Origin of the sequence: uncultured Roseovarius sp. (assembly GCF_947259555.1) — a bacterium.
Classification (GTDB): domain Bacteria; phylum Pseudomonadota; class Alphaproteobacteria; order Rhodobacterales; family Rhodobacteraceae; genus Roseovarius.
This window is the reverse complement of the sequence record NZ_CAMYMD010000109.1, coordinates 64,605-73,986: the sequence shown is the minus strand read 5'-3', so window position 1 is coordinate 73,986 and position 9,382 is coordinate 64,605. Positions and strand designations below refer to the sequence as shown.

Here is a 9,382-nt window from a genome sequence, read left to right as displayed (position 1 = left end):
GCCCTCGGCGCCGCGCTTGCCGCAGCCGCGGGCGCGGCGACCGGCAGCGGTGAATTCGCCGCCGGTGCGGCGGCAGGGCTTCAGGGTGCGGCAATGCGCAGTTTCTTCGCGCATACACGCGCCGAGGAGAACGCCGCCGATGCCAGCGGCATGCGGTTTCTCAATGCCGCCGGGGTCGATATGCGGGGCGCCGTGCAGGTGATGGATCTCTTTCGCGGACAAGAGGCGCTTTCGGTCAGTCGTCAGGATGCCTATGCCCGCACACACCCGTTGTCGCGGGATCGGTATCGCCGCGTTCAGCAACTGGCGGCGTCGCAATCCAAGTCTGTCAAGCCGGACCCGGAATCGTCCTATTGGTTTGCCCGCGCCAAAAGCAAGCTCTCGGCCTTTCAGCGCTCGCCGAAATGGACGCTGACCCGGGCGGGCGAGTACGGCTACAAGGATGTGACCTTGATGCGGCAGGCCATCGCGCATCACCGGCAAGCCGATCTGCGCCGGGCGCTCTCGGCCATCGACGGCGCGGTCGCACTGCGCCCCAAGGATGCCTACCTGCACGAGCTGCGCGGCCAGATCCTGATGGAAAGCCGCCAGACCAAGGCCGCTGTCGCGGCCTACGCGCGCGCCGCCAATCTCGCACCGCGCAACGCGCTCATCCTTGGCTCTTACGGGCGGGCGCTGCTGGCGGACGGACAGGTGCGCAAGGCCGCCAAATTTCTTGAGACTGCCCGGAGCCGCGACGGGCGGGACCCCCGCCTGCTCCGAGATCTGGCACAAGCCAATGCCAAACTGGGCAACAACGGAATGGCATCGGCGCTGACGGCAGAGCGATATGCGATGGTCGGCCGGCTCAAAGATGCTAAGATACATGCAGAGCGCGCATCGGCCCTCTTGCCGCGCGGCTCTGCCGCATGGCAACGGGCGCAGGATGTGCTGTTTGCTGCTGAAGCTGAAGAAAAACGGAGAAAATGACCCCGATGTCCCGCAAGTTCCTGTCCGCCGCCGCCTTTGGCCTTTGTGTCTCGCTGGCACCGCCTGCCCCAGCCCTCGATCTCGAAAGCCTGAGCGCCTCGGACCGCGCCCTGCTGCGCGAAGAGATCCGCGCCTACCTGCTGGAGAATCCCGAGGTGATCATGGAGGCGGTGGCGGTGCTTGAGGACCGTCAGGCGCAGGGTCAGGCCAATGCCGACAGCGACCTGGTCAAGACCAACGCCGAGGCCTTGTTCAACGATCCCAACTCCTGGGTCGGCGGTAATCCCGAAGGCGATATCACACTCGTGGAATTCATGGATTATCGGTGCGGCTACTGTCGCCGCGCATTTGACGACGTGAAAGGTCTGCTGGCGGCTGATGGCAACATCAAGTTCGTCATCAAGGAATTTCCCATACTCGGAGAAGAGTCGGTGCGCGCGTCACGCTTTGCCATCGCGACCCGTCAGGTCGCGGGTGACGACGCCTACAAATCCGTGCATGACGCGCTGATGTCCTATGACGGAAGCATGAACGAGACCGGCTTTACCCGTTTGGCCGACACGCTCGGGCTGGATGCAAACCGCATCGTCTCCGAAATGGACAGCGACGCCGTGACCGAGGTGATTGCCGCCAATCATGCTCTTGGTCAGCGGCTTCAGATCAACGGCACACCCTCCTTCGTGATGGGAGACCAGATGCTGCGCGGCTATCTGCCGCAAGATGCCATGCAAGAGATCGCCAACGAGATCCGTGCGCAATAACCATGCGCGGCTTTCTCTTGCTGGCCGTCCTCGCACAGGGGGCGGCCGTCCCGGCTTGGCCACAGCAACACCCCATCCAAACGCGTGACGCACTCGGAGAGACGATCCGTGACGTGCTCGTCAACACGCCGTCGTTGCTCTCACAGCTGCGCGATCCGGCGTCGCGCGCTGCCCCCGATCTCTATGCCGAGGACGCCGCGCGCGATCTGGACATGCTGGAGGCGGCCGAACCACGCCTTTTAGCGCCGGACCTTCCCGGCTTTGGCCCCGCGAACCAACCCGCAGCAATCGCTCTTTTCACCCGCAAGGATTGCGCGGAATGTGCAAAGGCAGAGGCCGACCTGCGCCAGTTGGCCAAACGGCTGGGTGTGCGTGTCACGCTTCTCGACATCGAGGCCGAGGCCACATTGGCGCGCGCGTTGGGGCTCGACATGGCACCGTCTTATGCGTTGCCCGAGATGCTGCTGCGGGGCCACATGCCCGCCATCGTGCTGGAGCGTTATCTCTCGCCATGAGAAACCGAAATGGGCGCACCACGCGGGTACGCCCATCGCAATGACCGTCAAGAAAACGCGGGTCAGTTTACCAGCGTTGCCGCTGCTGCCTGCGCCATTGTCTCGACACCGAACATGTTGACGATACCGAGAAGCATCACCGCTGCCGAGACCATCAGAAAGGCCCATTGCACCGGCGCGCGGCCGGTTTCCAGCCCCTCACCCTCTTCGCCGAAATACATGTAGAACACGATGCGCAGGTAATAGAATGCCCCGATCACCGAGGCGATCACCCCGGCCACCGCCAGCCAGGCCAGCCCGCCCTCATAGGCCGCGCGCAGCACGTAGAGCTTGCCGAAAAAGCCCAAAAGCGGCGGCACACCGGCAAGGCTGAAGAGAAGGATCAGCATCGCAAGCGCCCGCCCCGGCTGCGCCTTGGAATACATGTTGAGCGCGCGGATATCCGTGACCGGCTGACCGTCGCGCTCCATCGACAGGATGAAGGCGAAGGTGCCCACGTTCATCGTGACATAAATCGCCATGTAAATGAGCATCGCCTGCACGCCAAACACCGTGCCTGCCGCCAGCCCCATCAGCGCATAACCCATATGCGCGATCGAGGAATAGGCCATCAGCCGCTTGATATCTGTCTGCCCGATCGCCGCGATGCCACCGAGGAACATCGACAGCAGGCTCAGCACCGCAAGCACCTGTTGCCAGTCACCCACCACGTCGCCAAAGGCGTCATGCACCACCCGCGCGACCAGCGCCATCGCCGCGACCTTGGGTGCCGTGGCGAAAAACGCGGTGATCGGCGTCGGTGCGCCCTCATAGACATCGGGCGTCCACATGTGGAACGGGACGGCGGAAATCTTGAACGCGAGACCGGCCAGCACGAACACCAGCCCCAGCAACAGACCAATCGGGGCCTGTCCGTCTGCCGCGGCAATGATGCCCGAGAAAAGCGTCGTGCCCGCATAGCCATAGGTCAGCGACGCCCCATAGAGCAGCAGGCCCGACGACAACGCGCCGAGCACGAAATATTTCAGCCCCGCCTCGGTCGATTTGGCACTGTCGCGGCGCAGGGAGGCCACGACGTAGAGCGCCAGCGATTGCAGCTCCAGCCCCATGTAGAGCGCCATCAGGTCGCCCGCGCTGACCATCACCATCATGCCCACGGTGGCAAGCGCCACCAGCAGGGGATACTCGAACCGCAGGATGTTCCGACGGGCCATGTAATCTTGCCCCAGCACCAGAACAGCCCCCGCCGAGAGCAGAATCGTGACCTTGGCAAAGCGGGCAAAGCCGTCATCGTTGAACATGCCGTCAAAGGCGGTGCGCGTGCCGCCACCCGACGCCCCGATCCAGAGCGCCATCACCGCAAAGAGCGCCGCCGTGAGCCAGACCAGCATACCCGCCATCTTGTCCTTGCCGGTGTAGGCCGTGAACAGCAGCGCAGCCATGGCATAGACGGAAATCACGATTTCCGGCAGGATTACGTTCAGATCAGCCTGCATGTCTCAGGGCCTCCGGTTCAGTGGTCCGCGACGGCGACCTGGCTGGTGGCCTGTGCCACCGCCTGTGCCGTCTCTACGTTGGAAATCAGCGCCTCAACCGAGGGGCCGGTGATATCGGTGACCAGCCGGGGATAGACCCCGAGCAGCAGCGTCATCACCACCAGCGGCGCAAAGATTGCCCGCTCGCGTTTGGTCATGTCGGTGATGGTGCGCAGGCTCTCCTTGATGAGATCCCCAAACACCACCCGGCGATAGAGCCAGAGCGCATAGGCCGCCGACAGGATCACGCCTGTGGTCGCTACCGCCGCCACCCATGTGTTGACCTGGAACACGCCCACCAGCGTCAGGAATTCCCCGATGAACCCGGAGGTGCCCGGCAGGCCGACATTTGCCATGGTGAAGAACATGAAGATGAGCGCATAGGCCGGCATCCGGTTCACGAGCCCGCCATAAGCGTCGATCTCGCGGGTGTGCATCCGGTCATAGATCACGCCCACGCAGAGAAACAGAGCGCCCGAGATGAACCCGTGGCTGAGCATCTGGAAAATCGCCCCATCGAGCCCCTGCTGATTGGCCGCGAAAATACCCATCGTGACATAGCCCATGTGCGCGACCGACGAATAGGCGATCAGCTTTTTCATGTCTTCCTGCGCGAGGGCGACCAGCGAGGTGTAGACAATCGCGATGGCGCTCATCCACAGCACCAAGGGCGTCAGCACCTCGGAGCCCACCGGGAACATCGGCAGCGAAAATCGCAGGAAGCCGTAGCCGCCCATCTTCAGCAGGATCGCCGCCAGCACGACCGAGCCTGCCGTGGGGGCCTGCACGTGCGCATCGGGCAGCCAGGTATGCACCGGCCACATCGGCATCTTGACCGCAAAGCTGGCAAAGAAGGCGAGGAACATCAGCGTCTGCATGCCGCCGACGATGTGAATGCCCAACAGCGAGAAACTGTCCGAGGCAAACTCATGCCGCAGGAGCGACGGAATGTCGGTTGTCCCCGCATCCGAGAACATCGCAACCATCGCCACAAGCATCAGCACCGAGCCGAGGAAGGTGTAGAGGAAGAACTTGAACGACGCGTAAATGCGCGCCGCACCGCCCCAGATGCCGATGATCAGGAACATCGGAATAAGCCCCGCCTCGAAGAACAGGTAAAAGAGCACCAGATCGAGCGCCATGAAGACGCCCAGCATCAGCGTCTCAAGGATCAGGAACGCGACCATGTATTCCTTGACGCGGCTCTTCACGTTCCACGAGGCCGCGATGGTCAGCGGCATCATGAAGGTGGTCAGCATCACGAAGAGCACGCTGATCCCGTCAACGCCCATCTTGTATTTCAGACCCAAGAGCCACTCGCGCTCCTCGACGAACTGAAAGCCGGTATTCGACGGGTCGAAATCAAACAGGATGAACAGCGACACGATAAAGGTCAGCGTCGTGGCGATCATCGCCACCCATTTGGCGTTCTTTTGCGCCGCCTCATCCTCGCCGCGCAGAAAGATCGCAAGGATCGCTGCGGCCACCGCCGGGATGAAGGTCACAATGGAAAGCAGGTTGTCCATCAGTTGGCCCCCCCGAAGATCGTCATCCAGGTGACCAGGATCGCGATCCCGATCACCATGGCAAAGGCATAGGTGAAGATGTAGCCCGACTGCGCCCGCCCCGCGAGACGGGTGAGCCGCGGGATAAGCCCCATGGCGACGCCGTTGAGCGAGCCGTCGATCACGTCACCGTCGCCGCGCTTCCACAGCAGCTGGCCGAGCGCCTTGGCGGGCCGGACGAAGAGGAAATCGTAGATCTCGTCGAAATACCACTTGTTCAGCAGGAACAGGTAAAGCGGACGGTTCGTCGCGGCCACGCGCCCCGGCATCGCCGGATCCCAGACATAGAACCAAAGCGCCGTGATCAGGCCGATCAGCATGGCGATGAATGGGCTGACTTTGACCCATGTCGGTGCATGATGCGCATCATCGAGCACGGTACTGTCGGGATGCATGAAGATCGCGCCCTGCGGCGGGCCGGAATGGGCGGCGGTGCCGGTCTCCTCGTGCATCGTTTCGTGGTCGTGGCCCTCTTCGCCATGCGCCACCACCTCGGGCGTTTCAGTCGCCTCGGCGTGATGCTCCGGCATGCCGAAGAAACTGTTGACCTGTGCATGGCTGCCGAAAAAGCTGCCGTACCAGATCATGCCCGCGAAGACCGCGCCAAGCGCCAGCACACCAAGCGGCGCGACCATCACCATCGGGCTCTCGTGCGCGTGCTCATGGGTGTGCTTGTCGCCGCGCGCCTCGCCAAAGAAGGTGAGGAACATCAGCCGCCAGCTATAGAAGGATGTGAAAAGCGCCGCGATCACCAGCATCCAGAAGGCGTAGCCTCCTTCGGTGCCCGCCCATGCGCTCTCGATCACCGCGTCCTTCGACAGGAACCCGGCAAAGCCGATATGGGTGAGCGGAATGCCCACACCCGTGATCGCCAGCGTGCCGATCAGCATGGCGTAGAACGTATAGGGCATCTTCTTGCGCAGACCGCCATAGTTGCGCATGTCCTGCTCGTGATGCATGCCGTGGATGACCGACCCGGCCCCGAGAAACAGCATCGCCTTGAAGAACGCGTGGGTGAAGAGATGGAACATCGCCACCGAGTAGACGCCGACACCGGCGGCCACAAACATGTAGCCAAGCTGTGAGCAGGTCGAATAGGCGATCACCCGCTTGATGTCATTCTGCACAAGACCCACGGTCGCGGCGAAAAACGCCGTTGTGGCCCCAAGGAACACGACGAAGTTCATCGCCTCCGGCGCGTATTCCATCAGCGGTGACATGCGGCAGACAAGGAATACGCCCGCCGTCACCATGGTGGCCGCGTGAATGAGCGCCGAAACCGGCGTCGGGCCTTCCATCGCGTCGGGCAGCCATGTGTGCAGGAAGAGCTGCGCCGATTTGCCCATCGCGCCTACGAACAGCAGGAAAGCAATCAGGTTGGCCGCATTCCATTCCGTCCAGAGGAAGGTGAGCTGCGTCTCGGCCAGCTCGGGTGCGGCGGCAAAGACATCGTCCAGCTTGATCGAGTCGACGAGAAAATAGAGCGCCATGATGCCGAGCGCGAAGCCGAAATCGCCCACGCGGTTGACCACAAAGGCCTTGATCGCGGCGGCATTGGCGCTTGGCTTGCGATAGTAGAACCCGATCAGCAGGTACGACGCGACGCCCACGCCCTCCCAGCCGAAAAACATTTGCAGCAGGTTGTCCGAGGTCACCAGCATCAGCATCGAGAAGGTGAAGAACGACAGATAGGCGAAGAAGCGCGGCCGGTAGCTCTCGTTATCCCGGAAATTCTCATCATGCGCCATGTAGCCGACGGAATAGAGATGCACGAGGGCCGAGACGGTGGTGATCACGATCAGCATGATCGCCGTCAGCCGGTCCATCCGGATCGCCCATGCGGTATCGAGCGTGCCCGACTGCACCCAATCCAGAATATGGATCTGCTCGGTCACCCCGTCATGGCCGAGGAACAGGATCCAGCTCAGCAGTGCGGAGAGGAACAAGAGGCCCGTGGTCAGCCATTGCGCGCCTTGATCGCCAATGATGCGCCAGCCGAAACCCGCGATGATCGCCCCGACGAGAGGCGCGAAGAGGAGGATGGATTCCATGGCTTCAGCCTTTCATCACGTTGATGTCTTCGACGGCGATGGTGCCGCGATTGCGGAAGAAACAGACGAGGATCGCAAGGCCGATGGCGGCCTCGGCGGCGGCGACGGTCAGCACGAAGAGCGTGAACACCTGCCCCACCAGATCACCCAGATACGACGAGAAGGCGACAAGGTTGATATTGACCGACAAGAGCATCAGCTCGATCGACATCAGCAGGATGATCACGTTCTTGCGGTTGAGAAACAGGCCGAAGATGCCTATCACGAACAACGCCGCCGCCACCGTGAGATAATGTTCAAGTCCGATCATGTCTGTCCCTCCGGGCCGTGCCCGATTGTCGTCTTTACGCGTCATTCCGGGCGGTGCCGGAACACTTGGTGTCATCGTCATCCCGAGCCTGACCCGGGATCTCGTCGCCGGTTCAACCAGACCGACGAGGCCCCGGATCAAGTCCGGGGCGGGTCAGGGCCGCTTAGAGGCCCTGACCCGGCTTCACGTCCTTCAACTCCATCGCCTTGGCGGGGTCGCGATACATCTGCGCCAGCACGTCCTGCCGCTTGACATCGGTGCGGTGCCGCAGGGTCAGGACAATCGCCCCGATCATCGCCACAAGCAGGATCAGCCCGGCCAGTTGGAACAGGATGAAGTACTTGTCATAAAGCAGCATCCCGAGGGCCGCGGTATTCTCGACCCCCTCAGGCGTCACCGAGCGGCGCGCCGCCTCGGCCCCGTCGGCCATTGTCCAATTGCCGAAGGCCAGGCCAAACTGCATCAGCAAGATCACCCCGATGAGCAGCGCCAAAGGCATGTATTTCGCCATCTCCGCCTTCAACTCGGCGAAATCCACGTCGAGCATCATCACCACGAAGAGAAACAGCACCGCGACCGCGCCGACATAGACGATGATCAGCAGCATCGCCACGAACTCCGCGCCAAGCAGGACAAAAAGCCCCGCCGCGCTGATGAACGACAGGATCAGCCAGAGCACCGAATGCACCGGGTTGCGGCTGATCACGGTGAACAGCCCCCCGGTCAGCAGGGCGACGGCAAAGAGGTAAAAGGACATCGCCGCAATCGTCATTTCTCTGATCCTTTCTCGTCTTCACCGTCCATCACCTCGCGCGCGAACTCCATCGCGCGGGTCATCGAGGGGATACCGGCAAACATCGCCATCTGCGCGATGGTCTCGGCAATCTCATCCTTGGTCGCGCCCGCCTCAAGCGCGTGGCGCACGGTCATTCGGATCTGCGTATCGCTCTGCGCGCCCAGCATCGTCAACCCCGCGAGCGTGATCAACAGCCGGGTCTTGGCGTCCAGCCCCTCCTTGTTGATGCCCTTGCCAAAGCTCATTTCCATGAATTCCTTGGGCATCGTCGGCCAGAGCGATTCAAACCCCTTGGGCGAAAAGCTCTCAAGCGCGGGGTTCATCGCCTTGGCCATTTCCTGCGCCTGACGCATCATCATCTCGAAGGGGTTGCCTGAATCGGTCATCTGTAGGGTGCATCCAGTTCGAGGTTATGAGCGATTTCCGCCTCCCAGCGGTCGCCGTTTTCAAGGAGCTTGGCCTTGTCATAAAACAGCTCTTCACGGGTCTCGGCGGCAAACTCGAAATTCGGGCCCTCGACGATGGCATCGACCGGGCACGCCTCTTGGCAGAAGCCGCAATAGATGCATTTCGTCATGTCGATGTCATAGCGCGTGGTCCGCCGGCTGCCGTCATCGCGCGGCTCGGCATCAATCGTGATCGCCTGCGCCGGGCAGATCGCCTCGCACAGCTTGCAGGCGATGCAGCGCTCCTCGCCATTGGGATAGCGGCGCAGCGCATGCTCGCCGCGAAAGCGCGGGGAAAGCGGGCCCTTTTCATGCGGATAATTCAGCGTCGCCTTGGGCGCGAAAAAGTATTTCAGCCCCAGCCTGAACCCCTTGAAGAAGTCCGACAGCAGGAAATACCCCGCCGCGCGTCCGTAATCGATCTGCGTCATGGA

At 62.1% G+C, this 9,382-nt stretch carries 10 protein-coding genes; 3 read left to right on the top strand and 7 right to left on the bottom strand.

Features of this window, described 5'->3' with window-relative positions:
* The 3 genes from Q0X85_RS19650 to Q0X85_RS19640 all read left to right on the top strand — a co-directional run.
* The coding region (locus Q0X85_RS19650) for a M48 family metalloprotease (RefSeq protein WP_297774814.1) at positions 1–969 on the top strand (969 nt) is incomplete at its 5' end.
* Entirely contained in the window at positions 966–1,730 is a 765-nt protein-coding gene (locus Q0X85_RS19645; protein WP_297774812.1) for a DsbA family protein, read from the top strand. The genes Q0X85_RS19650 and Q0X85_RS19645, both read left to right, overlap by 4 nt.
* Positions 1,731–1,732: 2 nt before the next feature.
* Positions 1,733–2,245, top strand: a complete 513-nt coding sequence (locus tag Q0X85_RS19640; protein WP_297774810.1) for a glutaredoxin family protein — start codon at positions 1,733–1,735, stop codon at positions 2,243–2,245.
* 62 nt (positions 2,246–2,307) lie between these two features.
* On the opposite strand, the gene nuoN is transcribed toward Q0X85_RS19640, so the two are convergent.
* The 7 genes from nuoN to nuoI all read right to left on the bottom strand — a co-directional run bounded on the left by nuoN (position 2,308) and on the right by nuoI (position 9,379).
* Positions 2,308–3,741 carry an NADH-quinone oxidoreductase subunit NuoN gene (gene nuoN / locus Q0X85_RS19635; protein ID WP_297774808.1) on the bottom strand — a complete coding sequence of 478 codons (1,434 nt, stop codon included), beginning with the start codon at positions 3,739–3,741 and terminating at the stop codon, positions 2,308–2,310.
* A gap of 17 nt (positions 3,742–3,758) precedes the next feature.
* Entirely contained in the window at positions 3,759–5,306 is a 1,548-nt protein-coding gene (locus Q0X85_RS19630) for an NADH-quinone oxidoreductase subunit M (RefSeq protein ID WP_297774806.1), read from the bottom strand.
* Complete coding sequence (nuoL, locus tag Q0X85_RS19625) at positions 5,306–7,396, bottom strand: NADH-quinone oxidoreductase subunit L (RefSeq protein WP_297774804.1); 2,091 nt, start codon at positions 7,394–7,396, stop codon at positions 5,306–5,308. The genes Q0X85_RS19630 and nuoL overlap by 1 nt, the downstream gene beginning before the upstream one ends.
* Before the next feature lie 4 nt (positions 7,397–7,400).
* Positions 7,401–7,706 carry an NADH-quinone oxidoreductase subunit NuoK gene (nuoK, locus tag Q0X85_RS19620; protein WP_074784785.1) on the bottom strand — a complete coding sequence of 102 codons (306 nt, stop codon included), beginning with the start codon at positions 7,704–7,706 and terminating at the stop codon, positions 7,401–7,403.
* A gap of 163 nt (positions 7,707–7,869) precedes the next feature.
* The gene (locus Q0X85_RS19615; RefSeq protein WP_297774801.1) at positions 7,870–8,478 is read right to left on the bottom strand and encodes an NADH-quinone oxidoreductase subunit J; all 609 of its coding nucleotides are present in this window, start codon (positions 8,476–8,478) and stop codon (positions 7,870–7,872) included.
* The gene (locus tag Q0X85_RS19610) at positions 8,475–8,888 is read right to left on the bottom strand and encodes a carboxymuconolactone decarboxylase family protein (RefSeq protein WP_297774799.1); all 414 of its coding nucleotides are present in this window, start codon (positions 8,886–8,888) and stop codon (positions 8,475–8,477) included. Before Q0X85_RS19610 ends, Q0X85_RS19615 begins: the two co-directional genes overlap by 4 nt.
* Positions 8,885–9,379, bottom strand: a complete 495-nt coding sequence (nuoI, locus tag Q0X85_RS19605) for an NADH-quinone oxidoreductase subunit NuoI (protein WP_297774797.1) — start codon at positions 9,377–9,379, stop codon at positions 8,885–8,887. The genes Q0X85_RS19610 and nuoI overlap by 4 nt, the downstream gene beginning before the upstream one ends.
* Positions 9,380–9,382: the final 3 nt, after the last annotated feature.

Bases quoted from the DNA above. Each gene is read 5' to 3' on its own strand.
- Q0X85_RS19645 (WP_297774812.1), top strand. From the start codon at position 966: ATGACCCCGATGTCCCGCAAGTTCCTGTCCGCCGCCGCCTTTGGCCTT.
- Q0X85_RS19640 (WP_297774810.1), top strand. From the start codon at position 1,733: ATGCGCGGCTTTCTCTTGCTGGCCGTCCTCGCACAGGGGGCGGCCGTC.
- nuoN (WP_297774808.1), bottom strand. From the start codon at position 3,741: ATGCAGGCTGATCTGAACGTAATCCTGCCGGAAATCGTGATTTCCGTC.
- Q0X85_RS19630 (WP_297774806.1), bottom strand. From the start codon at position 5,306: ATGGACAACCTGCTTTCCATTGTGACCTTCATCCCGGCGGTGGCCGCA.
- nuoL (WP_297774804.1), bottom strand. From the start codon at position 7,396: ATGGAATCCATCCTCCTCTTCGCGCCTCTCGTCGGGGCGATCATCGCG.
- nuoK (WP_074784785.1), bottom strand. From the start codon at position 7,706: ATGATCGGACTTGAACATTATCTCACGGTGGCGGCGGCGTTGTTCGTG.
- Q0X85_RS19615 (WP_297774801.1), bottom strand. From the start codon at position 8,478: ATGACGATTGCGGCGATGTCCTTTTACCTCTTTGCCGTCGCCCTGCTG.
- Q0X85_RS19610 (WP_297774799.1), bottom strand. From the start codon at position 8,888: ATGACCGATTCAGGCAACCCCTTCGAGATGATGATGCGTCAGGCGCAG.
- nuoI (WP_297774797.1), bottom strand. From the start codon at position 9,379: ATGACGCAGATCGATTACGGACGCGCGGCGGGGTATTTCCTGCTGTCG.